Raw genomic sequence first — 23,425 nt, forward strand, 5'->3', positions numbered from 1 at the left:
ACCGCGATAAAACTTACTGTGCCGGCTGCGTTCCGGCCTTGCCGGCCCGATGGAAGCGCTGCTGCAGCTGATCCATATAAATGTAGATCACCGGCGTCAGATACAGCGTGAGCACCTGCGAGACGACCAGCCCACCGACCACAGCCAGGCCGAGCGAACGCCGCGTCTCCGCGCCGGCACCGACACCCAGCGCGATCGGCAGCGTGCCGGCAAACGCGGACATCGTGGTCATCATGATCGGACGGAAGCGTACCTTGCAGGCTTCGAAGATGGCCTCGTGCGGTGGCATGTTCTCGACGTTCTGCCGCTCCAGCGCGAAGTCGATCAGCATGATCGCGTTCTTCTTGACGATACCGACCAACATCACGATGCCAACGAAGGCGAACAGATCCAGCGAGGCGTGGAACAGCACCAGGGTGAGCAACGCACCCACGCCAGCGGCCGGCAGGCCGGAAAGAATGGTCAGCGGATGGATGAAGCTCTCGTACAAGATACCGAGCACCAGATAGATCACGAACACCGCCAGCAACAGCAGCAGGCCCATGCCCTGCATCGAGTCCTGGAACGCCTGGGCCGTGCCCTGCACGCTGCCGGAAATCGTCGCCGGCAGGCCGATTCTGCCCATCGCGCCATCGATGCTGGCCACGGCATCGCTCAGCGATACACCCGCGGCGAGATTGAACGATATGGTTACCGCCGGCAGCTGGCCTTGATGGTTCACCGTGAGCACCTGCGGCTCGCGGCTGAAGCTGGCGACCGTCCCCAACGGCACCAGCGTGCCGCTGCTGGAAGTGAGGTACAACCGTGACAGCACCGCCGGATCGTTCTGCATCGAACGATCGACCTGCAGGATCACCCAGTACTGGGTAGCCGCGCCGTAGATCGTGGAAACTTGATTGGCGCCGAACGCCGTTCCCAGCGCGGACTGCACCTGTGCCATGGTCAGCCCGAGCGGCGCCAATTTCTCGCGGTTCACCTTGACCTCGATCGACGGACTGTTGAGATCCAGGTCGTTGGTGACATCGAGGAAACCAGGCAGCTGCTGGAATGTCTGGGTCACCTTGTTGCTCCAGCTGTTCAGCGCATCCAGATCGGTCGACTGCAAGGTGTACTGGTATTGCGAATTGGACTGACGTCCGCCGACCTGGATCGCCGGCGGATTCTGGATGAAAGCCTTGACGCCTGGCACCTGGGCAAATTTCTTGCGCAGCTCGGCGATGATCTGGTCCGGCGTCTGCCGCTCGTTGGCCGGCTTGAGCACCAGCAGCAGCGAGCCGTTGTTGACGGTGGCGCGCGAGCCGCCGGCACCCACCGACGACATGTACGAAGCGACATTCGGATCCTTGCTGGCGATGTCGGCCAGTTGCTGCTGGCGCGCCACCATCTCGTCGAACGAGGCGCCATCCGGGCCCTGGGTATTCACGCGCAACTGACCGCTGTCGCCGGCGGGGATGAAGTCTTTCGGCGTCACATAGAACAGCAGGACGGTCACCGCGAGGCTCAGTCCGAATACGGCGAGCACCCAGCGCGGCCGTTGCATGCTCCAGTCCAGACTGCGCGTGTAGCCGCTCTGCACGGCGGTGAAGCCGCGATCGAAACCGGCGATCAGCCAATTCCGGCGCTTGTCAGACCCGTGTTCGTGATCGTGCGCCTTGACGAAACGGCTGCACAGCATCGGCGTCAACGTCACCGCCACCACGCCGGAAACCAGGATCGCCACGCTGATGGTCACCGCGAACTCGTGGAACAGGCGGCCCACGATGCCGCCCATGAACATCACCGGGATGAACACGGCAATCAGCGACAAGGTCATCGAGATGATCGTGAAGCCGATTTCGTTGGCGCCTTTCACCGACGCGTCGTACGGCGTCATGCCGGTTTCCATATGGCGGACGATGTTCTCCAGCATCACGATCGCATCGTCCACCACGAATCCGACCGCCAGCGTCAGCGCCAGCAGCGAAAGATTGTCCAGGCTGTAACCGAGCGCGAACATCACGCCGAAGGTGCCGATCACCGAGATCGGCAGCGCCACCGCGGGAATCAGTGTGGCGGAGAGATTGCCGAGGAACAGATAGATCACCAGCACCACCAGCACGCCGGCCAGCAGCAAGGTGTACTGCACGTCGTCGACCGAGGCGCGGATCGACTGCGAGCGGTCGTACAGCACATCGAGCTTCACCGACGGCGGCAGCGAGGCCGAGAAGCCGGGCAACAATGCCTTGATGCGATTCACCGTGTCGACGGTGTTGGCGCCGGGCTGGCGCTGCACGGCCAGCAGGATCGAACGCTCGCCGTTGTACCAGCTCGCCTTCTGATCGTCCTGCACGCTGTCGTCGGCGTGGCCGATATTGCCCAGGCGTACCGGCGCACCATTGCGGTAGGCGACCACTACATTGTTGTATGCCGACGCGCGCATCAACTGGCCGTCGCTGCTGACCGGCAGCTGCTGCCGCGCGCCGTACAGCGAACCGGTGGATTGGTTGACGTTGGCTGCGGCGATCGCGCTCTTCACCTCATCGATGCCGATGCCCGCCGCGGCAAGCCGATCCGGATTGACGTTGATGCGCACGGCGTACTTCTGCGAACCGTACACGCTCACCTGGGCCACGCCGTCGACCATCGAGAGCCGCTGGGCCAGTTCGGTCTCGCCGTAATCGTCGACGGCCGACAGCGGCAGCGTGGACGAGGTCACCGCGATATACAGGATCGGTGCGTCGGCCGGATTCACCTTGCGGAACGTCGGCGGCGTCGGCATCTGCGTCGGCAGCTGGCGCTGCGCCGCCGAGATGGCCGCCTGCACATCCTGGGCCGCACCGTCGATGCTGCGATCCAGTTCGAAGGTCAGCGTGATCGAGGTAGAGCCCAGCGCGCTGGTCGAACTCATCTGGCTAATGCCGGCGATGGTCGACAACTGCGCTTCCAGCGGCGTGGCCACGGCCGAGGCCATGGTCTGCGGCGAGGCGCCGGGGAGGCTGGCCGAAATACTGATGGTCGGAAAGTCGACGTTGGGCAGCTCGTTTACCGGCAATTGCGGGTAGCCGACGATGCCGAACACCAGCAGCGCGGTCATCAGCAGCGTGGTCATCACCGGTCGGCGAATGCAGATCTCCGGCAGATTCATAGGCGCACCTCAGTGGGCGCTGATGCGCGCGTGACTGCCGTTGACCAACAACATCTGACCGTCGACCACCACCTGCTCGCCGGCCGCCAGCCCCTTGTCGATCACCGTCCGATCGGCCGTGCTGGTACCGGCCGTCACGGGGCGTTGCTCGATCGTGCCATCGGGTTTGAACACGAACACGAAGCTGCCGTTGCTTGAATTCTGCAATGCCACTACCGGCACCGAGACGGCGTTGGCGATGCGGGTCGTCGGCAACGTCACGTTGACGAACTGCCCGGGGGTCAGCCGATCGTCGGCATTGTCGAAGCGGGCCTTGAGTGTGATCGTGCTGGTGGTGGCATCGACCGCATTGTTGATGAACCCGAGTGTGCCGCTGATGGGGTGGCCGCTGTCGCCATCCAGCCGCGCCTGCACCGTCACCGTGCCCCGCGTCTGCGCCAGCCGCACGGCGGGCAGGCTGTCCTGCGGCAACGCGAATGTCACCCACACCGGTTCGATCTGGTTGAGCACCACGATGCCCGTGGTGTTGGCCGCAACCACTGCGCCGGGATATACCAGCGGCGCACCGAGCACGCCATCGAACGGCGCAAAAATCCGGGTGAAGTCGAGCTGGGTCTGCGCCAGCTCTCGCGCAGCCTGATCGGATTTCAGCACCGCCGCAGCGACGCCGAGATTGGCCTTGTAGGTATCGAAGTCGGCCTTGGACACATAGCCCTTGGCCAGCATGGCGGTGTAGCGGGCCAGGTCGGCCCTGGCCTTGATCAGATTGGCCTCGTCGCGTGCCACGTTGCCGCGGACTTGATCGAGCTGAGCCTGCAGCGGCCGCGGATCGATTTGCGCGATCAGGTCGCCCTTGTGTACGTGCGCGCCCGGCACGAATGCCAGCGACCGCAGCTGACCGGCCACCTGCGAACTCACGGTAACGGTCGACCAGGCCTCGACACTGCCTACTTGAGTGAGCGAGAGATCGACATCCCCGCGCGTGGCCATGGCGACCTTGACTGGCACCGCAGCGGGCGTGGCGGCAGGTTTGCGACCGGACCCGCGGTGATGTCCGTACCAGGCGACCGACAAGGCGGCCAGACCCAGCACGACAACGATCAGTGCAGACTTTATCAGTGCAGACTTTTTCCAGGACATGCGCGGGGGATTCTCGATCTTCGCGCCGCGGATCACAGCGGTCGGCGGCTGTCGCGTGGCTGGGGATGCCGGAACAGCGATAGTCCGACTACAACGTCTCCGGCGGATTCCGGTTGACTCCCGCACACGACAGACCGCCATTACGCGGCGAACCCGACTCCATCGGGCCGCGACCTGCAACCACTTACCGCAGCGCCATCACGGCGTGTCCTCGCCCGCCTGCTCCAGCGCCACCAGGTTGTCCTTGATACGGCTGATCACTGCCAGCGCCTGTTGCAGTTCGTCGTAGCCGATACCGCGGGTGGCATCCTTGCGCAGGTCACGCGCAATCAGCTCCATGTCGGCGACGATCACCCGCGCCTGCTCGGTGGTATGCAGCCGCCAGGCGCGACGGTCTTTCGGATCGGGGCGGCGCTCGACGAAACCGGCAGCCTGCAAGCGGTCGATCACCCGGCCCACCGCAATGGGTTCCATCTCCAGAAACTCGGCCAGCTCGGTTTGCCGCAGCCCTTCGCGGTGGTACAACATCTTGGTTGCGCGCCATTGCGCGCGGGTCAATCCGAATTTCACCGCACGCCGGTCGAAGTGCTTGCGGAACAGCAAGGTCACATCGCTGAGCAGATAGCCAAAAGAAATGTCTTCCGTTTTCGCCATGACCCGTTGCAACCTCATCGCACTCGAATACCTGCCCGAAGCATAAGACGCCACCCGCCGCGAAGCCATGCCTCTGAAAGTCATCAGCGCCGACATCACCAGCTTGCCGATGGACGCGATCGTCAACGCAGCCAACCCCGGTCTGCTCGGCGGTGGCGGTGTAGACGGTGCGATCCACCGGGCCGCCGGACCGGCCCTGCTGCAAGCTTGCCGCACGCTCCCGGAATCGGCCCCGGGCGTGCGCTGCCCGGTTGGCGAGGCACGCATCACACCCGGCTTCCTGTTGCCCGCACGCTACGTGATCCACACGGTGGGACCGATCTGGTACGGCGGGCACCACGATGAAGCATTGTTGCTGGGACGCTGCTATCGCAATGCATTGCAACTGCTGCGCGGACAACGGCTCCGCACGATCGCGTTTCCTGCGATCAGCTGCGGTATCTACGGCTATCCCGCCGCGCAGGCAGCCGATGTGGCGATCACCACACTGCGTGACGAGCTGGCCGGCGATGACGCGATCGATGTCACCTTGTGTTGTTTCAGCGAAGGCATGAGCGCGATTTTTCAGCACGCGCTCAATGCAGCTTGAACGGATACAGCGGCGGCAGCTCCGAGCCGTCATCGCCCGCATCGGCCACTCGCCAGACGAACCCGCGCTTGAACGCCTCCACCAGCTTCGACCCGTCGGCGGACATCGGCGTGCCGGCGTAGTGGCGCTGCTGCAAGGTGGCTATCGCCGCACGCTGCGATGCGTCGTCCAGCGCCGCCGCCAGCTCGCCCAGATGCTGGATCGCCGGCCGCTCCGCGCGCGCCCATGCCAGCAGGCTGCGTGCCTGCGCCGCCGGGTCGTTGCCGCGCGCGGCGGCCAGGAAGACCAGCTGGCATTGGCGCGATGATGTTCGCGCCATTGTCGGCGTACCGATCTTCGATGTGCGGCGACGGCGCCACAGCCACCAGGCCAGTACGCTGCCCAGCCACAGACCGAGGCTGCCCAGTGCGACCCAGCGCCATGGCGTGGGTGTTGCCGTAGTCGCGGCGACGTTCGTGCCGCTGCTGGACGCTTCGGCCGGAACGGACGGCTGGACGGCCGTAGCGCCGACCGCCGGCAACACCGTCACGCTGTGCTCGGGAATCTGCGCAACCTCCATGCGATCGGTCAGTACATTCCACCACTGCAAGGTGGTTGCCGGTACGGTCAGCGTGCCGGCACGTTCGGGCACGATCGCAAACGATTGCTGGCGCCGACCGACCAGCCACTGGCCATCCTGACGAGTGCCGGTGACCGGCTTGTCCGGATACACCTTGGCACCATCCAACGCGGGCAGGCTCAGCACGGGCAGCGTCTCGAACGGCAACCCGGTCGCCTGCAGGTTCATGGTGAGGTTCAGCGGCTGCCCTACCCGAACTTGCTCCTGCGCACCCGGCCAGCCATCCAGACTCAGGCTGAGCTGACGGGCTGGCAACCAGGCGCTCTTCCAGTTGGGTGGCGCTGCCTGCACGTCGATCGACACGGCTGGTGCGCTGGCCGAGATCGGCGTACTGGAGCCAAAAAAGCTGTTCGGATCGTTCGGATCGATCGCTTCGCCCTGGAAGCTCGCAGCGGGAATCTCCAGATGCCCGGCATGTTGCGGGATCAGTGCATAGCGCCGCTCCAGCACGTGATAGCTGCGGCCGCCACGCTCGGCGTCGTAATTCAGATCGTCGCCGAGCTGGCTCACTTCCATCCCGTCGAGCTGCGGCGCACTCAGTGCACCGTTGCTGATATTGGTGGCGTAGAACAGGCGCACCACGTAGCTCAACTGCTGGCCGACATAGCCATGCGTGGGTTCGACCTGCGCCTCCATGAAGACGTTCTGATTGGCTGCCGCCGCCACGTTCGGGTTCGGCGCGCTCACCTGCAGTTGCAGCGGCTGAGTCTGGCTGCCTCCCACGCTCAGCGCGGGAATCTGCAGCGTGCCGACATGCTTCGGGCGCAACGCCACGCCGAACGTCAGGGTCGAGGTGGCCGCTCCATTGACGATACTGAGGCTGCTGTTCTGCGAGGTGCCGAGGATGCTGAAGTCCTGGCTCAACGCGCGCAGATCGGGCATGCCGATGCCGCCACCCGCATTCGCCACGCGCAGGTTCAAGGTCACGGTTTCGCCCAGTTGCACGCTGTTGCGATCCAGCGTCGCCCGCACGTCGGTCGCCTGCACCAGTGCCGGAACCAGCAGCAGCGTCAGCAACCATCCCACGATGAATCGTCGAAACATCACGGCTGTCGATCCTCGCCCGGTGCGCCGCCGTGGCGCTGTTGATATTCCAGTTCGAACTTGCGCCGCAACAGCGCGCCCGGCTCGTCCGGCACACGTTGCAGGGCATGCTGCAGATCCGCCGGCAATTTCGATTGCGGGTCGTCCTGCGTCAACGTGCCGAGCTGGTGTGTCTGCGTCTTGTCTCCCGGATGGACCAGCGCCTGATCCATCTGCTGCTTCAGCGCCTGCTGCGCCTGTTCCGCTTTTGCCTGTTGCTCCGCTTGTTGCTGCGCGGTCTGCGGCTTCGGTTGATCGCCGCCTTGATCCTTGCCGGAACGATCCTCCGATGATTTCTGATCGGACTGATCCTGCGCCTGCGCCTTGCCATCCTGACCCGGCTGCCCGGATGACTTGGTGCCCTCCTGGCCAGATTTCTGATCCTGCGAATCCGGCTTGCTACCCTTGCCCTGCTCACCGGCCTGGGATGGTTCCTTGCTGCCGTTGTGGCCCTCGTGCTGATCTTGATCGGATGGCTGCTGCTGTTGCTGGCGGTGCAACCAGTCCTCGACCGCCTTGCGATTGGCCTTGGCATCGGCATTGCCGGGATCCAGTTTCAACGCATGGTCGTAAGCCTCGATCGCCTGCTGATACCGACCTTGTCGAGCCAGCGTGTTGCCCAGGTTGTATGCCGCATCACCACCAGAAGCCTGCTGCAATGCCTGGGCCGCCGCGGCGTAGTCGCCCGCACGATATGCCGCTGCACCGCGCCAGGCCGGATCGTGCGCCAGCTGTTGAGCCTGCTTCGCTTGACCTTGCCGCAATGCCTGCGCCGCCTGCTGATCCGGACGCTGCCACAGGTCGTGCCACGTCGTCGCTTCGGCCGTGGCCGGCAGCAGCGGCAACACGACCAGCGGCAACAACAGCAGCCAGCCACGACGGAAGCCCAGCGCCGCGACCAGCAACAACGGCAGTAGCAGCCACGGGCCACGATCCTGCCATTCATCGCCTGCCTGGCCGGACGCCTCCGTCACGGGTGCATCGCGCAGTTGCGCATGCAATACGTCGATATCGCGGTGATCCGCTGTCATCGCCACATAGCTGCCACCACCCGCCGCTGCCAGCGCGCCGAGTGCCACATCGTCACGACGAGCCAGGGTCATGCCGCCTTGTTCGTCGTGCAGGAAGCCGCCATCGGACAGCGGCACCGGCCCACCTTGCAGCGTGCCCACGCCAAGCACCGATACGTGCACGCCGGCAGCAACGGCCTTGCGTGCGGCCGCATCGGCGTTCGCATCGGCCTGATCGGTAATCAGCACCAGCGAACCGCCGCCGGCCTTTGCATCACGGATAAGCGCTACGCCACGTTCGATCGCCAGTGCCGCGTTGTCGCCGTCTACCGGCATCGTGTCGGGCGCCAGCGCATCGAGCAGATCGTTGAGACTGTTCGCATCGGACGTCAGTGGCGCGACCACGAATGCCTCACCGGCATAGCCGATCAGCGCGTTCAACCCGTCGTGATTGCCGGCCAGCAGATCGCGCACCTTGTAGCGTGTACGGTCCAGCCGGCTCGGCGCCACGTCGCGTGCCAGCATGTGCTGCGACAGCGAGATCGCCACCACCTGCGCGGGACGGCTCGCGTACAGCGGCTGGTTGATGCGGCTCCAAGCCGGCCCGGCCAGCGCCAACGAGCACAATGCCCAGCCCAGCGCAAACAGCCATAGCGGCAATTGGCGGTTGCCGGCCCGACCACGCAGCAGATGAGGCAGCAGCTCGGCATCGACCAATCGCGACAATTCTCCTTGTGCCGCATTGCGCTGCATACCTAGCCAGATCAGCAGCGGCAACAAAGCCAGTGCGGCCAGCCACCACGGCCGCAGGAAATGAAACTGCTGCAGCATCTCGCTCATGCGGTTCGCTCCGGCGCATGGCCAAACCGGCGCGGCACGATCACCATCAAAAGCAACGCGATCGCCGCCAGTAACGGCCAGCGGAACAGTTCATGTCGCGGGCGCAAGGTCGGACCATGCTGCGGCATCGGTTCCAGCGCATCGATGGCGCGGTAGGCATCAGCCAGCTCGCCGCTGTCGGTGGCACGGAAGAAGCGCCCGCCGGTCTGCGTGGCGATGCTGGTGAGCATGTCCGCATCCAGATCGGCGGATGGATTGACCAACTGGCTGCCGAAAAATCCCGGTATGCGCATCTGCGTGGCGCCGATGCCGATGGTGTAGATGCGCACGCCGGCTGCCTTGGCCGCACGCGCCGCCTCACGGGGCGCGATGCTGCCGGCGTTGTTGACACCGTCGGTGAGCAGCACCAGCACGCGCGCCTGTTCGGGCAGTGCCGACAACCGCTTCACCGCCACCGCGATCGCGTCACCGATCGCCGTCTCGGTACCGGCCAGCCCCACCGCTGCGCCTTGCAATTGCGCGCGCACGGCCGACAGGTCATAGGTCAATGGCGTCACCAGGAATGCCTGGCTGCCGAACAGGATCAATCCCATTTCGTCGCCGCCGCGGCGGTTGATGAAATCGCCGGCAATCGCTTCGACCGCACCGAAGCGACTGACGGACTGTCCGGCCAGCTGCATGTCGTCGGTGCGCATGCTGCCGGACAGATCCACCGCCAGCATCAGCGCGCGACCGCTGCGCTGTTGCGCTTGCGGCGGTCCCACCGATTGCGGTCGCGCCGCCGCCGCCAGCAGGCACAGCCACGCGAGCACCAGCAACCACGACACGATGCCACGCGCACGGGTACCCGCCACCGTGGTCAGTTGCACACCCGGCTGCGGCAGATGCAAAGCCTGTCCCGGTGCGGCCGGTCGCAGCCACCGGCGCAGCAACCACGGCAACGGCAACAGCACGACAACCCACGGCCACGCGAACTCAGGCATGCGCTTGCTCCTGCGTGGTCCGCCTCCAGGTTGCCGGCTTCAGAGCCAGTCGCAGCCATTGCCGCACGGCGGTAACGGCCGCAGCATGGTCGAACGACGAAGGCGGTCGATAGATCTGCTGATCCAACGCCAGCAACCGACCCAGCGTGACCGCATCGACTGGCATACGTGCCAGCGTTTGTCGCCACGCCTCGCCGCGCTGCTGCGCGGCCAGCGCATCATGCTTCCGTGCCACACGGCGCAGTAGTTGATGCAATCCGCTCGCCAGCGCAGCCTGATCGCCGTCGCGTTGATGTTGCATCACGAGCCGATCGAGTTCGTGCAGCACCTGCCGGCGCTGCTGCTGTGCGCGCCGATGCTTCCGCCACAACCATATCGCGCCCAGCAACGCCAGCATCAGCAACCCCGCCAGCAACCACCAGCCCGGTGCAGGCGGCCACCACGACGGTTCGGGCGGCAGATGGATGTCGCGCAGGCTGGGGCCCGACACCGGCGCGGCCACAGGCTGAGCGGGCGGCATCATCATCGTGCCGATCTCACGTTGCCGAACAAGCCGGTGGCCGCATCGAACGGGTCAGCCGTGGTGTCGATGCTGCTGCAACGCAGACCCAGCGACTTGGCTAGTTCACTGAGCCGTGCGGGGCCGGCGCCCAGCGCGCGCTGAAAATCGCGGCGCTGGCGTTCGGACTGCAACAGCACTTCACTGCGTTCCCCTGCATGTTCCAGCGGGTAGCGCCCCGCTGGCGCCAGGGCCAGTTCCAGTGCATCGGCCACCACCAGCACGCTGACGCCCGCATGCCGGGTCAGATCGAGCAGGCGCTGGCGGGCCGAGGTGTCGCAGCTGAAGCCATCGCTGATCAGCAATACGCGGCTGGCGCCATGCAACACGCGCGATGCGCGGGTCAACGCTTCGGACAACGGCTCGAGCCTGTCCGACGATGGCAATGCGTCCCAATCGGCCAGCGCACCGCACAGCGCCAGTGCGCCGCGTGAACCCGCCTGCGGACGCAACAAGTGCTCGGCTTGGCCGAATGCCATCATTCCGACCCGCTCGCCGGCGCGCACCGCATACCACGCGGCGGCGGCAGCCGCGCGCGCCGACTGCACCGACTTGAATCGCACCCGCGTGCCGAAACGCATGCTGGCGTGGGTATCCAGCAGGATCAACAGGCAGCCTTCGCGATCCTCCTGGAACAGCTTGGTGTGCAGCTTGCCGCTGCGTGCCGTGAGTCGCCAGTCCAGCCGGCGCACGTCGTCGCCGGCTTGGTAAACCCGAGATTCCGCGTAATCCATGCCACGGCCGTATAGACGGCTGGACTGCTGTCCACTGCGTGCAGCACGACTGAGCAGCGGCGCCATGCGCACACGACCGACCCGCGCGCGCAGCGCGATCAGTTCCGCCAGCGAGACCTGACTGCGACCGTCGCCATCCACACGATGTTGCGCGACGACGTTCACGGCAGCGGCACGAGATCCAGCAGGCGATCGATCACCTGGTCCGGTCGCACGCCTTCGGCTTCCGCCTCGTAACTGAGCAGCACCCGATGGCGCAGCACTTCATGAGCAATGCTGTGCACGTCTTCGGGCAGCACGTAATCGCGTCCAGCCAGCCATGCCTGCGCACGCGAGCAGCGATCCAGCGCGATGGTCGCACGCGGACTGCCGCCCCAGGCGATCCAGCGCTTCAGCTCGGCGCCGTAGCGGCCGGCATCGCGCGTAGCCAGCACCAACTGGGTCAGATATTCCTCCAGCGCCGGTGCCATGTGCACCGCCATCGCCGCATCGCGCGCGGCGAATACGTCGACTTGACTGAGCAAGGCCGGCGGCGGCGCCACCGGATGCGCGCGTCGACTGGCCTGCTCGCGCGCCAGCTTGAGGATGGCCAGTTCGGCGATCGCATCCGGATAGCCGATCGTCACGTGCATCAGGAAACGGTCGAGCTGAGCTTCCGGCAGCGTGAACGTGCCTTCCTGCTCGATCGGATTTTGTGTCGCCATCACCATGAACAGCTCGGGCAGCTGCCAGGTGCTGCGGCCTACCGTGATCTGCTGCTCGGCCATCGCCTCCAGCAACGCCGACTGCACCTTGGCCGGCGCCCGATTGATCTCGTCCGCCAGCACGATGTTGTGGAACAGCGGACCGCGTTCGAATTCGAAACTGCCTGACTGCGGGCGAAACACATCGGTACCGGTAAGGTCGGCAGGCAACAAATCCGGGGTGAACTGCACTCGGTGAAAATCCGCCTCGATCCGTGCCGCCAACGCCTTCACCGCGGTGGTTTTGGCCAGCCCGGGCGCTCCCTCGACCAGCAGGTGACCGTCCGCCAACAAGGCCACCAGCAGGCAGTCGATCAAGCGAGGTTGACCGATGATGCAGCGCTGCAAGTCGTCGCGCAGTCGCGCGAAGGACTGCTGCAGTGGGCTCAGCGACGGTGTTTCGGGCATATCCATGATCGTTTCCGTTCTTGGGGTGCATCAGACCTGGTCCGCCGCCTTGCGATGCGCGGGTAGATCGGGCGGCGTGCTACAGACCATAACCGGCGGAGGAAGTTTAATCAGCCATCCATGCCGTACGAGTTGCACAAAAAAAAGGCGGCCGAAGCCGCCTCTTTCAAACGCTGTGCACCGGAGCCTATTGCAACGTATCGCTGAGAATGCGTGGCGTCACGAAGATCAGCAGTTCGGCCTTGCTATTGGCCCGCGAAGTCTTGCGGAACAGTACGCCGACACCGGGGATGTCGCCCAGGCCCGGCACCTTGGTCGTGGTATTGGACTTGTTGATTTCGTAGATACCGCCGAGCACCACGGTCTGACCGTTATCCACCAGCACCGACGTGTTGATCTCGCGGGTGTCGATGGTCGGGATCTTGCCGCTGCCAGGTGCATCCACGTAACCGGCCAGCGCATCCTTCTTGACGTTGATCATCAGGTAGACGCGATTGTCGGCAGTGATCGTCGGGGTCACCTTCAGCTCCAGCACCGCGTCCTTGAACTGTACCGTGGCGGTGCCGCTGCCCGCGCCGCCACCGGTGCTGTTCTGGAAGGTGACATAGCCAATTTCCTGGCCTTGGCGGATCACCGCTTCCTGCTGATTGGCGGTGATCACTCGAGGACTGGAGATGACTTCACCGCGGCCCTCGGTCTGTGCGGCGGAAAGCTCCAGGTCGAGCGCGTAGTTGGCGCCGAGGATAGCCAAGCCGAAGCTACCGGCCGCACCACTGGCCGGCAGGTTCACGTTAAGGCCACCACCCGTGGTGCCGTTGCCAGTGTCGTGACCACCAATCGAAACCACATTACCGCCACCGATGCCACTCGCCAAATTCGGCTGGGCCGCGGCAGCATTCTGGAACTGCGTATTGTTCTGCCGTCCGCTGATACCGAATTTCGCGCCCAAGTCACGGGTGAAATCATCTGTGGCGACCACGATGCGCGACTCGATCAGCACCTGCTGCACCGGCTTGTCCAGCACCGCGATCACGTCCCGTATCTGCTTTATTTTCTCCGGCGTATCGTTGAGCAGCAGCGTATTGGTGCGCACGTCGAAGGACACGCTGCCACGGGGCGACAGGAAGCCGCGCTGAGTGTTGGCTCCGCCACCACCACCACCGCCTTGCTTGCTGCCGCTCGTCAAAAGCGTGGCTATATCGGAGGCCTTGCCGTAGCTGATCGGCACGTAGTCGGTGACCAGCTCGGCGGTGTCCTGCGCCTTGAGCTTGGCGTCGGCCACGTCTTGTTCGTACTTGGCCAGTTCGGCCTGGGGCGCAACCCAGACCACGTTGCCGTTACGACGCTTGTCGAGGCTCTTGGCGCGCAGGATCACATCCAGCGCCTGATCCCACGGCACATTGACCAGCCTCAAGGTGACGCTGCCGCCGACGCTGTCCGAAGCCACCAGGTTGAGCCCGGAAATATCGGCGATCAGCTGCAGTGCCGAACGCACCGGAATGTCCTGGAAATTGAAAGTGACGCGCTTGCCGTTATAATCCGGCTCCTGGCCCAGCTTGGCCAGCTTTTCATCTTTGGCGGCGGCTTTCTTAGGTGCCACTTCGACCACGTACTGATCGGCAGTCTGATAGGCCGAGGTCTCGACATCGCCCTTGACCGCGATTTCCAGACGGGCACCGCCGCCCGTGCCGGCACGCGTGATGATGGATTGCACCGGCGTGGCGAAATCCAGCGTATCCAGGCGCTGAGCAAGATTGGATGGCAGGTTCGCATGATCGATGTTGACCAGCACCTTGTCGCCCTTGCGGGTCATTTCAGCGTTCGCGCCGCCAGCGCTGAAGCTGACCAGCACACGACCCTCGCCATTCGGACCGCGGCGAAAATCGATGTTGGAGATCGCTGGACCATTCGACGAAGACGGCAGCGCCTTGCTCGGATCGATGGTGGAAGCCGTGGTCACGGACTGATCCGCGCCGCCGTTGTTGACGGTAAGTATCAGGCTGTTGCCTTCGACCCGCGAGCGGTAGCTCGATTCGCGCATCAACTCGATCACCACCCGGGTACGTCCACCAGCGGCTACCGCGGATACGCCCGAGGTCGAGCCCTTGCCGATATCGAGATGCCGCGCGGCCGCGTTGTCGGTGTCGGCGAAGTCGACCGCGATGCGCGGTGGATTGCCGGTGGTGAATATCTTAGGCTGCGGCACCGGCCCGCCGAAGTCCATATGCAACTCGACGCTGCCGCCAGGCAGTGCGTCATAGCTGATGTTCTTCAGCGTGGTGGTGGCTGCCATCGCGGCGCTGGCCCAGGTGGCGCCGGCGATCAGCAGGCCCATCAACGTGTAACGGATCGCATGGCGCATGACACGGCCCCGGACGGATTGGATTTGGTTGGTCATTGCATCAGCCCCTGTATTTCCTATTTCGCGTCGAGCGCGATGCTGGCGGGACGTTCCATCCAGCCACCATTACCGTTGGATACCAACTCGACCAGGTCAATGTGATCTTCACTGATCGCGGTGACATGCCCGTAGTTCTGCCCCATGTATTCGTTGGCATGGACGCGATGGATCACGCCACCCGGATCCTTGATCAACACTTCCATGCCCGCGCCGACACCGACCGTACCGACCATCCTGAGACTGTCCAGTGCGAACATCTCCAATGGTTGCTTGGCGCGATTGGCGTCCGGTCGCGGACCGGTTGTCGCGGCATTGGTCTGCAACTCGGCCGTACTCGGACTGAAGGGATCACGTCGATCCTGATCGTCGTACTTGAATGTCTCGAAGGTCTTGATCACCGGCAGCGGCGGGATCGGTGCGCCCTTCTTGGCCTTTTCCTGCGCCACCCAGTCGCGCAGATCCGACATGCCCCGGGTACAGCCGCTGAGCACCAATGCGATACCCAGCATCAGCAGGAGCCGCGCCGTGGATGCCGGCTTGGCGGGAGCAAACTTATTCATCATTTCGCTCCCCTCGCCTTGCCTTTGCCGCCGGCAGTCGCCGCCGCGCTTTCTTCGTCGTCCAGGTAGCGGTAAGTCTTCACGGTGCCCTGCAGCACGAGTTGGCCTCCTGCATTGCCGCCCTTGCCCGGATCTTTCGGAGTCAGCGAGACGTCATGCAAGGTCAGGATCACCACTCGCGGCAGCGAAGCCACGCCGCTGATGAAGGTGCCAAACTGGTGATAGGTACCCGTCATGCGCAGCGTGATCGGTTTCTCCGCGTAGAAGTCCTTCGGAGTTTCCGGACCCGGCTGGAACAAATCGCTTTCCAACCCTGCCGACTGCGCGGTTTGCGAAATGTCGACCAGCAATTCGGGCATCTCGGTCTTGCTGGGCAGCTGGCGCAGCAACTGGCGCAACATATCCTGCATCTCGTCGAGCTGCTGTTGCAGCGCCTCGAGATTGACCGACTTGGCCTGCTTGGCCGAGAACTCCTGCTTGAGCTGGTCTTCCTTGCCGGCCAGCGTCTTCAAGGTGTCCTGCTGGTCGCTGACGAAGAAATACCAGCCGAACAGCAAGACGACGGCGCACAGCAGCGCGATGAAAAACACCTTGACCGATTGCGGCCAGCCACCGACGTTGTTGCGGTCGAGGTTGCGAATATCGTCGAGGAACTTCATGACTTGGTTCCTCCCGTGGCAGCAGGCGCACTCGCTGGTTTGGCTTCCGGCGCCCGTTTCGCGGCTGTATCGGCGGGCTTCGCGGGCGCGGCAGTCGTTGCCTTGGCGGCAGTACCGGACGTTGCCGGGACCGCTGTTGCGGGAGCTGCGCTGGAACCGGCCTCGGCTGGCTGCACCGGTTCCTTGCCGGCGTCGGCCTCATCCGCCTTGGGCCGGCTCAACGTGACATCCAAGCCGAAGGCATACGGCATGCGGGTGGCGTCATGGGTGTTTTCGGTCTTGCGCAGATCGGTATGACCCATCCACGGCGAGCTTTCGACATTGCGCATGTATTCGGCGACGCTGGCGTTGGATTGCGCCACGCCATCAAGCGACATGGACTGGCCATTCTGCTTCAGCCCGTTCAAGCGCGCGCTGGAAGGAATCGTCTTCACCAGTTCGTCGAACAAGTGCACCATCTGCGAACGGTCCGCCTGCAATTGCTCAATGATCTGCTTGCGTGCCAGCAGGTGCTCGCGCACCTTTTCCAGATCCTTGATCTTGGCGATGCGCACGTCGAGTTGCTTGATCTCGGTCTGCAGATACGTGTTGCGCTCGTTCTGGTTGTCGATGCGCTGATCCATCCAGAAGATCCACAGCAGCAGCACGCCCAGCGCCACCACGAAGGCGGCGACCAGTTGCATGTAGAACTCGCGCTCGCGGAGCTTGCGTCGCTCGGCGCGCCACGGAAGTAGGTTGACGTGTGCCATCAGTCGAAGCTCCTCAAGGCGAGGCCGACCGCGATCATCAGCGCGGGAGCGTCCTGCGCCAGCGACTGCGCCTGCACCCGTGGCGACAGCGACATGCGGGCCAGCGGATTGGCGACGACACACGGCACCCCGAGCTGCTCTTCCAGCATCGGGCCCAGTCCTTCGATCGAGGCGCAACCACCGGCCAGCACCACCTGATCGACCTTGCTGTATTCGCTACCGGCAAAGAAGAACTGCAACAGCCGGCTGATCTGCTGGATCAGCGATTCCTTGAACGGCTCCAGCGCCTCGGTCTCATAGGACTCGGGCAGGCCGCCCTTGCGCTTGGCGCGGCCCGCTTCCTCGTAGGAGAGCCCGAAGCGGCGCATGATTTCGTCGGTCAATTGCTTGCCGCCGAAAACCTGTTCGCGCGAATAGATGGTGCGCTGGTTGCGCAGCACCGACAGCGTGGTCATCGTGGCGCCGATATCGACCACCGCAACCAGCGCATCGCGGCCGACGTTGAGCTGGTCGGCCACCATCGCAAACGCGTTCTCCATCGCAAACGCCTCGACGTCGATCACGCTGGCGGTGATTCCGCCCAGATCCAGCGCCGCCACGCGCATGTCGACGTTCTCGGTACGCGAGGCCGCCAGCAGCACGTTATTCATGTCGGGGTTGTCGCGCACCGGCCCGATCACCTCGTAATCGAGGCTGACTTCGTCGATCGGGTAGGGGATGTACTGGTTCGCCTCGACCTGGATCTGGCCTTCCAGATCGTCATCGGAAAGCTCGCCGGTCATCGGAATGATGCGGGTGATTACGGCGGAACCGGCCACCGCGGCCGCGCCGTGCCTGAGCTTGGAACCCGAACGCGCCAGCGCGCGACGAATCGCCTCGCCTACCGCCTCGACTTCCACGATGTTCTTTTCGACCACGGCATTGGGCGGCAGTGGCTCGACCGCGTAGTGCTCGACGCGATAGCGACCGCCCACTTGACTTAGCTGCAGCAGCTTGACGGCAGTCGAACTGATGTCGACACCAATCAGCGCCGGCTTCTTGGGTGTAAAGAGCCCCACGGTGTTTCCCCCTTGCCGCTGACGCCCGTAGCCAGAATCCTGGCGGGGTGCGCAGTGGCATTAAATCGAAAAATTAACGTAATGGCAACGGTCTACAGAAACTTTCTCAAGTAATTGACGTGATGTCCAACACAATTGTGGAATCCCCTCAAGTGGCGCGACCCTTGCTTTAGCCAACCCTGCCGCATGTGCCGAATACTGCTACATCTATACTCTGCCATGTTTTGACTCAGGTCTCGCTATCCCCACACCATGCGAATTTTCAAGCGTTTGTTGCGCTGGGCATTGATCCTGGCCTTTTCCGGTTTGCTCCTGGCAGTTGTCGCAGTTGGTGTGGCGTACTGGCTGATAGCCCCCAGGCTCCCCTCGGTGGCGGACCTCAAGGACTACCACATGCAGGTGCCGCTGCGCGTCTTGAGCGCCGATGGCAAGCTGATCGCCAGTTTCGGCGAGACGCGACGCATTCCGGTGGCCATCGAAAATGTGCCCGATCGGCTCAAACATGCGGTGCTGTCGGCCGAAGACGCGGATTTCTACCACCATCCAGGCGTGGACTGGCACGGCATCGTCCGCGCCGGCTGGCACGTCATCGCGACGGGCGGCGACAAGGGGCCTGGCGGCTCGACGATTACCCAGCAGGTGGCGCGCAACATCTTCCTAAGCCCCGAAAAGCTCTACTCACGCAAACTCACCGAGATCTTCATCGCGCTTCGCATCGAGCATGAACTCAGCAAAGACCAGATCATCGAGCTGTATCTCAACAAGATGTTCTTGGGCCACCGCTCGTATGGCGTGGCCGCCGCGGCGGAGTACTACTACGGCAAGACGCTGGACCAGCTGACCGTCGCCGAATGCGCCATGCTCGCCTCGACCTTCCAGCTGCCTTCGATGGTCAACCCGATCAACAACCCCAAGCGCGGGATCGCCCGCCGCAACTGGGTACTGGGCGAGATGCTGCGGCACAACTACATCACCAAGGCGATGTACGAGCAGGCCATTGCCGAGCCGAACCGTGCCTATCCGCACGAACAGCCGATCGAAGTGGATGCGCCCTATCTGGCTGAGATGGTGCGGCGGCAGGTACTCGACCGGTTCGGCAACGACGCGCTCACCGAAGGCTATGTAGTCAAGACCACTCTGCAGAGCAAGAACCAGCAGATGGCTGTGGAAGCCTTGCGCGACGGGCTGATCATCTACGATCACCGGCACGGCTGGCGCGGACCGGAGGCCCATCAGGATCTGCCCGCGGATGCCGGCGCGGCGGAATACGACAGCCTGCTGTCCAGCTACACCAACGTTTCCGGTTTGCTGCCGGGACTTGTCACGACCAGCGATGCCAGACAGGCGACGATTTACCTGCCCAGCCACGAAAACGTGATCCTCGATCTGGCCGCGATGAGCTGGGCGCGCCCACATGTCGACGATGACCGCGTCGGCGCCGCGCCAACCAGTGTCAGCAGCCTGCTCAAGCGCGGCGATATCATCCGGCTTGCGCGCGACGAGAAAGGCGAGTGGCAGCTTGCGCAGATTCCGGCCGCACAGGCGGCGTTGACTTCCATCAATCCGGAAGACGGTGCGATCCAGGCGCTGGTCGGCGGCTTCAACTTCGTGCGCAGCAAGTTCAACCGCGCCGTGATGGCGGCGCGCCAGCCCGGCTCGAGTTTCAAGCCGTACCTGTATTCGGCTGCTTTCGAGCGCGGTTTCACGCCTTCCTCGATCGTCAACGATGCGCCATTGGCATTGCCCGATCCGTCGAAGCCGAATGGCCTGTGGACCCCGTCCAACGACGACGACAAGTTCGCCGGGCCGATGCGACTGCGCGAGGCACTCGTGCAGTCGAAGAACTTGGTTTCGGTACGCCTGCTCGACGCGATCGGTGTGCGTTACGCGCGCGAGTACGCCACCCGCTTCGGCTTCTCGCTGGATGCGATCCCGGCCAACTTGTCGATGGCGCTGGGTACCGCGTCGGCGTCGCCGATGAGCATGGCCCGCGGCTACGCGGTGTTTGCCAATGGCGGCTACCTGGTCACGCCGTATTTCATCCACGAGATCGACGACCGTAGCGGCAAACCGGTCTACGTGGCAAATCCCGCGCGCGCTTGCCGCAGCTGCCAGGAGCGTCTGCTTGACTCGCGCCCGCCCGGCCCGCCACCGGCCAACATGCTGTCGACCCCGGCCAACAACCTGGCCAGCGCCACCGCGCCCGCGGAATCCAGCAGCGTCGACGGCGTCGGCGAAGCCGTCTTGCCGGCCGACGTGCATGGCGAGAATGCGCATCCGCCGGTGCTCGCGCCGCTGGTGATCGATGCACGCAACGACTATCTGGTTACCTCGCTGATGAAGGACGTGATCCTGCGTGGCACCGGCTTCGCCGCCAAGGCGCTGGGCCGCGACGATCTCGCGGGCAAGACCGGCTCTACCAACGATCATCGCGACGCCTGGTTCGTCGGCTTCAACGGCGACTTGTCGACGGCAGTCTGGGTCGGCTTCGACGACTACACCTCGCTGGGCCACGGCGAGTTCGGCGCCAAGGCGGCGCTTCCTATCTGGATGGACTACACGGCCGCCGCCCTCAAGGATCTGCCGCCGAGCACGTTGCCGATGCCGCCGGGAATCAGTACGGTATTGATCAATCGCCAGAATGGACTGCCTACCGCCGCCGGCGATCCGGACAGCATGAACGAAATATTCAAGGTGGAAGATGTCGATCGGCTGCGCAGTCAGGCCGCCCAGCAGAAGGAGCAGGATCAGCAGCACGCCTACGACATCTTCTGACCAACGAGGCGGTCCGGGCACTGCGGACTTCACCCTCGCTGCCATCCACTGATGAGGAGCGCGCCATGTCTCGAGGCGAACACCACCGCATCCACGCGCATGATCGCTTGCAACGCAATCGCGTACGCATCGCCCAGGAAGCCGCCCGCCTGATGAGCGAACACGGCATCCGCGATTTTCACCATGCCAAGTTGAAGGCAGCCGAACGACTGGGAATTCTCGAAACGCAGGCGTTGCCGCGCAATATGGAGATCGAGCAGGCGCTGCGCGAACACCAGCGCCTGTTTCTCGCCGACAGCCAACCGCAGTTGTTGCGGCAACGGCGCGAGGCCGCCGTCGAGGCGATGCGCTTTCTCGCTGCGTTCGAGCCACGCCTGGTCGGCGCCGTGCTGGAAGGCACCGCCGATGCGCACTCCGCGGTATGCCTGCATGTGTTCAGTGACGATCCCGACGCGGTCGCGCTGTACCTGCACGATCACGGCGTACCGTTCGAAACGCAGAACCGCCGGCTGCGCAGCAGCCGGGATGATCAGCCCGAGTACCCGGTCCTGTTGTTTGCCGCCGACGAGCTGCCATTCGATCTCACCGTGCTGCCACGCGACGCGCTGCGCCAGGCGCCGCTCAATCGGACCGACGATCGGCCAATGCGCCGCGCCACGCTGGCTCAGGTGGAAATCCTGCTGGGCGAGAGCTCAGACGAAGACTTCGAGCAGCGACTGAGCGCCGCGCTGCGCTGAACCGGATCACCTCATCCCCACACATATGCAAACGCCCCGGTCGAAGCCGGGGAGTTTCGCTGTAGGACGCGTGTTGCCGGATCGCGGATCAGCGCTTGGCTGTCGGTACGTAATCGCGCACATCGGCGCCGGTATAGATCTGGCGCGGGCGACCGATCCGCGATCCGGGCGTTTCATGCTGTTCGATCCAGTGTGCGATCCAGCCTGAGGTCCGTGCGATCGCGAACATCACGGTGAACATCTCGGTCGGAATGCCAAGCGCCTTGTAGATGATGCCGGAATAGAAGTCGACGTTCGGGTACAGCTTGCGCTCGACGAAATAATCATCCTTCAGCGCCGCCTCTTCCAGCTTCATCGCCACGTCGAGCAACGGATCGTTGACACCCAGCTCGGCCAGCACCTTGTGGCACATCTCGCGGATGATCTTCGCGCGCGGATCGAAGTTCTTGTATACGCGATGGCCGAAGCCCATCAGGCGGAAGCTGTCGTTCTTGTCCTTGGCCCGCTTGACCGCGGTCTCGACTTTGTCCGGCGTACCGATTTCCTTGAGCTGCTTGAGCACAGCCTCGTTGGCGCCGCCATGCGCCGGCCCCCACAACGCGGTGATGCCTGCGGCGATCGACGCGTACGGATTGGCACCGGTCGAACCGACCAGACGCACGGTCGAGGTGGACGCGTTCTGCTCATGGTCGGCGTGCAGGATGAACAGCAGGTCCAGCGCCTTGGCGGCGACGGGGTTCATCTGCAGCGGCTCGCTCGGCACCTCGAACATCATGTGCAGAAAACGGTCGACGTACTCCAGGTTGTTGCGCGGATAGCGCATCGGCCAGCCGATCGAATAACGGTAGCAGGCGGCGGCGATCGTCGGCATCTTGGCGATCAGGCGGATCGCGGCCAGCTTGCGGTCGGCCGGATCATCGACATTGAGGTCGTCGTGATAGAACGCCGACAACGAAGCCACCGCCGCGGCAAGCATCGCCATCGGATGCGCGTCGTGGTGGAAGCCATGGAAGAAGTTCTTCTGCGCCTCGTGCATCATCGTGTGGTGCGTGATGTCGTGCTCGAAGCCCTCGAACTGCGCCTTGTTCGGCAGCTCGCCATTGAGCAACAGGTAGGACACCTCGAGGAAACTGGACTGCTGCGCCAGCTGCTCGATCGGGTAGCCGCGATACAGCAGCACGCCCTCGTCGCCATCGATATAGGTGATCGCGCTCTTGGTGCTGGCGGTGCTGCCGTAACCGGGGTCGTAGGTGAAGTGACCGGTGTCCTTGTACAGCGTGCCGATGTCGATGCACGCCGGGCCGAGCGTGCCGCTGATCAGCGGCAGCTCGCTGCTGCGGTTGCTCGACTCATCCACCAGCTTGACAATCTTGGATTCGGACACGGAAACCTCCTTACATGTGGGTCGTCGCCGGCGGCAACCGCAATGACGGCGCCACCCAGCGAGGGAATGTCTGGCACCGCACTCGGGGAAAGATGCGATGCAACGGACGCCGTGGCGTCAGCTCACCGACCATTATCGCATAAGGCCCCATCCACATTCGACGGCGAATGGTCGAACCCCAGGCACGAAAAAACACGGGGCAAGTCTGCACTTGCCCCGCGCTTTGATTCGGTATCTTCGAGTCGGAATCCTGGTCGACCAGCGCGAAGCGCCGGCCGATGGCATCGCTTACTCTTTGACGATGCCCGCATAGCGGCGACGGAACTTGTCGACGCGGCCGCCGACATCCAGCGACTTCTGCTTGCCGGTGTAGAACGGGTGCGAATGGCTGGAGATATCCACCTTGATCAGCGGGTACTCATTGCCGTCTTCCCACTTGATGGTTTCCTTGCTGGACATGGTCGACTTGGTCAGGAACGAGAAGTCGGACGACAGGTCCTGGAACACCACCGGGTTGTAGTTCGGATGGATAGCAGGCTTCATGACGGGCTCTAAAGCGGTGGTGAAAAGAGCGGTATTGTAACGAGAAATTGACCGCCGCCGCAAGCCTGCGCCC

The 23,425-nt window shown here is 63.9% G+C and carries 19 protein-coding genes; 3 read left to right on the forward strand and 16 right to left on the reverse strand.

Annotation, left to right across the window (positions count from 1 at the left end; all coding sequences use genetic code 11):
- Positions 1 to 13 precede the first annotated feature (13 nt).
- The 3 genes from BUA26_RS05645 to BUA26_RS05655 form a co-directional block, all read right to left on the reverse strand.
- Positions 14 to 3,124: an efflux RND transporter permease subunit gene (locus tag BUA26_RS05645; RefSeq protein ID WP_072758607.1), complete on the reverse strand. Its 3,111-nt coding sequence runs from the start codon at positions 3,122 to 3,124 to the stop codon at positions 14 to 16.
- A gap of 9 nt (positions 3,125 to 3,133) precedes the next feature.
- A complete protein-coding gene (locus tag BUA26_RS05650; RefSeq protein ID WP_072760092.1) occupies positions 3,134 to 4,264 on the reverse strand; it encodes an efflux RND transporter periplasmic adaptor subunit in 1,131 nt (376 codons plus the stop codon).
- A 198-nt stretch (positions 4,265 to 4,462) separates the two neighbouring features.
- Positions 4,463 to 4,918 carry a MarR family winged helix-turn-helix transcriptional regulator gene (locus tag BUA26_RS05655; protein ID WP_072758608.1) on the reverse strand — a complete coding sequence of 152 codons (456 nt, stop codon included), beginning with the start codon at positions 4,916 to 4,918 and terminating at the stop codon, positions 4,463 to 4,465.
- 67 nt (positions 4,919 to 4,985) lie between these two features.
- Between BUA26_RS05655 and BUA26_RS05660 the strand changes: the two genes are divergently transcribed.
- Positions 4,986 to 5,507: an O-acetyl-ADP-ribose deacetylase gene (locus tag BUA26_RS05660; RefSeq protein WP_072758610.1), complete on the forward strand. Its 522-nt coding sequence runs from the start codon at positions 4,986 to 4,988 to the stop codon at positions 5,505 to 5,507.
- Here BUA26_RS05660 and BUA26_RS05665 read toward each other — a convergent pair.
- The 11 genes from BUA26_RS05665 to BUA26_RS05715 form a co-directional block, all read right to left on the reverse strand.
- Positions 5,494 to 7,170 carry a BatD family protein gene (locus BUA26_RS05665; RefSeq protein ID WP_072758613.1) on the reverse strand — a complete coding sequence of 559 codons (1,677 nt, stop codon included), beginning with the start codon at positions 7,168 to 7,170 and terminating at the stop codon, positions 5,494 to 5,496. The genes BUA26_RS05660 and BUA26_RS05665 overlap by 14 nt on opposite strands.
- On the reverse strand, positions 7,170 to 9,059 hold the full coding sequence (locus tag BUA26_RS05670; RefSeq protein ID WP_072758615.1) for a tetratricopeptide repeat protein: 1,890 nt from the start codon (positions 9,057 to 9,059) through the stop codon (positions 7,170 to 7,172). The genes BUA26_RS05665 and BUA26_RS05670 overlap by 1 nt, the downstream gene beginning before the upstream one ends.
- Positions 9,056 to 10,042, reverse strand: coding sequence for a VWA domain-containing protein (locus BUA26_RS05675; protein WP_072758617.1), 987 nt, complete (start codon positions 10,040 to 10,042; stop codon positions 9,056 to 9,058). The genes BUA26_RS05670 and BUA26_RS05675 overlap by 4 nt, the downstream gene beginning before the upstream one ends.
- On the reverse strand, positions 10,035 to 10,568 hold the full coding sequence (locus BUA26_RS05680; RefSeq protein WP_072758619.1) for a DUF4381 domain-containing protein: 534 nt from the start codon (positions 10,566 to 10,568) through the stop codon (positions 10,035 to 10,037). The genes BUA26_RS05675 and BUA26_RS05680 overlap by 8 nt, the downstream gene beginning before the upstream one ends.
- Complete coding sequence (locus BUA26_RS05685; protein WP_072758621.1) at positions 10,565 to 11,500, reverse strand: DUF58 domain-containing protein; 936 nt, start codon at positions 11,498 to 11,500, stop codon at positions 10,565 to 10,567. Before BUA26_RS05685 ends, BUA26_RS05680 begins: the two co-directional genes overlap by 4 nt.
- The gene (locus tag BUA26_RS05690) at positions 11,497 to 12,492 is read right to left on the reverse strand and encodes an AAA family ATPase (protein WP_072758623.1); all 996 of its coding nucleotides are present in this window, start codon (positions 12,490 to 12,492) and stop codon (positions 11,497 to 11,499) included. The genes BUA26_RS05685 and BUA26_RS05690 overlap by 4 nt, the downstream gene beginning before the upstream one ends.
- A gap of 181 nt (positions 12,493 to 12,673) precedes the next feature.
- A complete protein-coding gene (locus tag BUA26_RS05695) occupies positions 12,674 to 14,848 on the reverse strand; it encodes a type IV pilus secretin PilQ (protein ID WP_072758625.1) in 2,175 nt (724 codons plus the stop codon).
- Positions 14,849 to 14,904: 56 nt separating this feature from the next.
- On the reverse strand, positions 14,905 to 15,447 hold the full coding sequence (locus BUA26_RS05700) for a pilus assembly protein PilP (protein ID WP_072758627.1): 543 nt from the start codon (positions 15,445 to 15,447) through the stop codon (positions 14,905 to 14,907).
- Positions 15,447 to 16,106: a type IV pilus inner membrane component PilO gene (gene pilO / locus BUA26_RS05705; protein WP_072758629.1), complete on the reverse strand. Its 660-nt coding sequence runs from the start codon at positions 16,104 to 16,106 to the stop codon at positions 15,447 to 15,449. Before pilO ends, BUA26_RS05700 begins: the two co-directional genes overlap by 1 nt.
- Positions 16,103 to 16,855, reverse strand: coding sequence for a PilN domain-containing protein (locus tag BUA26_RS05710; protein ID WP_072758631.1), 753 nt, complete (start codon positions 16,853 to 16,855; stop codon positions 16,103 to 16,105). The genes pilO and BUA26_RS05710 overlap by 4 nt, the downstream gene beginning before the upstream one ends.
- Complete coding sequence (locus tag BUA26_RS05715) at positions 16,855 to 17,913, reverse strand: pilus assembly protein PilM (RefSeq protein WP_072758633.1); 1,059 nt, start codon at positions 17,911 to 17,913, stop codon at positions 16,855 to 16,857. Before BUA26_RS05715 ends, BUA26_RS05710 begins: the two co-directional genes overlap by 1 nt.
- A gap of 252 nt (positions 17,914 to 18,165) precedes the next feature.
- Between BUA26_RS05715 and BUA26_RS05720 the strand changes: the two genes are divergently transcribed.
- A complete protein-coding gene (locus BUA26_RS05720; protein WP_072758635.1) occupies positions 18,166 to 20,688 on the forward strand; it encodes a penicillin-binding protein 1A in 2,523 nt (840 codons plus the stop codon).
- 65 nt (positions 20,689 to 20,753) lie between these two features.
- Positions 20,754 to 21,425, forward strand: a complete 672-nt coding sequence (locus BUA26_RS05725) for a hypothetical protein (protein ID WP_072758637.1) — start codon at positions 20,754 to 20,756, stop codon at positions 21,423 to 21,425.
- An 88-nt stretch (positions 21,426 to 21,513) separates the two neighbouring features.
- On the opposite strand, the gene BUA26_RS05730 is transcribed toward BUA26_RS05725, so the two are convergent.
- The gene (locus BUA26_RS05730) at positions 21,514 to 22,809 is read right to left on the reverse strand and encodes a citrate synthase (protein WP_072758639.1); all 1,296 of its coding nucleotides are present in this window, start codon (positions 22,807 to 22,809) and stop codon (positions 21,514 to 21,516) included.
- Positions 22,810 to 23,097: 288 nt separating this feature from the next.
- Positions 23,098 to 23,352, reverse strand: a complete 255-nt coding sequence (locus BUA26_RS05735; RefSeq protein WP_072758641.1) for a type B 50S ribosomal protein L31 — start codon at positions 23,350 to 23,352, stop codon at positions 23,098 to 23,100.
- Positions 23,353 to 23,425: the final 73 nt, after the last annotated feature.

This window comes from Rhodanobacter sp. OK091 (genome assembly GCF_900142825.1).
GTDB lineage: Bacteria > Pseudomonadota > Gammaproteobacteria > Xanthomonadales > Rhodanobacteraceae > Rhodanobacter.

Bases quoted from the DNA above. Each gene is read 5' to 3' on its own strand.
- BUA26_RS05645 (WP_072758607.1), bottom strand. From the start codon at position 3,124: ATGAATCTGCCGGAGATCTGCATTCGCCGACCGGTGATGACCACGCTG.
- BUA26_RS05650 (WP_072760092.1), bottom strand. From the start codon at position 4,264: ATGTCCTGGAAAAAGTCTGCACTGATAAAGTCTGCACTGATCGTTGTC.
- BUA26_RS05655 (WP_072758608.1), bottom strand. From the start codon at position 4,918: ATGGCGAAAACGGAAGACATTTCTTTTGGCTATCTGCTCAGCGATGTG.
- BUA26_RS05660 (WP_072758610.1), top strand. From the start codon at position 4,986: ATGCCTCTGAAAGTCATCAGCGCCGACATCACCAGCTTGCCGATGGAC.
- BUA26_RS05665 (WP_072758613.1), bottom strand. From the start codon at position 7,170: ATGTTTCGACGATTCATCGTGGGATGGTTGCTGACGCTGCTGCTGGTT.
- BUA26_RS05670 (WP_072758615.1), bottom strand. From the start codon at position 9,059: ATGAGCGAGATGCTGCAGCAGTTTCATTTCCTGCGGCCGTGGTGGCTG.
- BUA26_RS05675 (WP_072758617.1), bottom strand. From the start codon at position 10,042: ATGCCTGAGTTCGCGTGGCCGTGGGTTGTCGTGCTGTTGCCGTTGCCG.
- BUA26_RS05680 (WP_072758619.1), bottom strand. From the start codon at position 10,568: ATGATGATGCCGCCCGCTCAGCCTGTGGCCGCGCCGGTGTCGGGCCCC.
- BUA26_RS05690 (WP_072758623.1), bottom strand. From the start codon at position 12,492: ATGGATATGCCCGAAACACCGTCGCTGAGCCCACTGCAGCAGTCCTTC.
- BUA26_RS05695 (WP_072758625.1), bottom strand. From the start codon at position 14,848: ATGCGCCATGCGATCCGTTACACGTTGATGGGCCTGCTGATCGCCGGC.
- BUA26_RS05700 (WP_072758627.1), bottom strand. From the start codon at position 15,447: ATGAATAAGTTTGCTCCCGCCAAGCCGGCATCCACGGCGCGGCTCCTG.
- pilO (WP_072758629.1), bottom strand. From the start codon at position 16,106: ATGAAGTTCCTCGACGATATTCGCAACCTCGACCGCAACAACGTCGGT.
- BUA26_RS05710 (WP_072758631.1), bottom strand. From the start codon at position 16,855: ATGGCACACGTCAACCTACTTCCGTGGCGCGCCGAGCGACGCAAGCTC.
- BUA26_RS05720 (WP_072758635.1), top strand. From the start codon at position 18,166: ATGCGAATTTTCAAGCGTTTGTTGCGCTGGGCATTGATCCTGGCCTTT.
- BUA26_RS05725 (WP_072758637.1), top strand. From the start codon at position 20,754: ATGTCTCGAGGCGAACACCACCGCATCCACGCGCATGATCGCTTGCAA.
- BUA26_RS05735 (WP_072758641.1), bottom strand. From the start codon at position 23,352: ATGAAGCCTGCTATCCATCCGAACTACAACCCGGTGGTGTTCCAGGAC.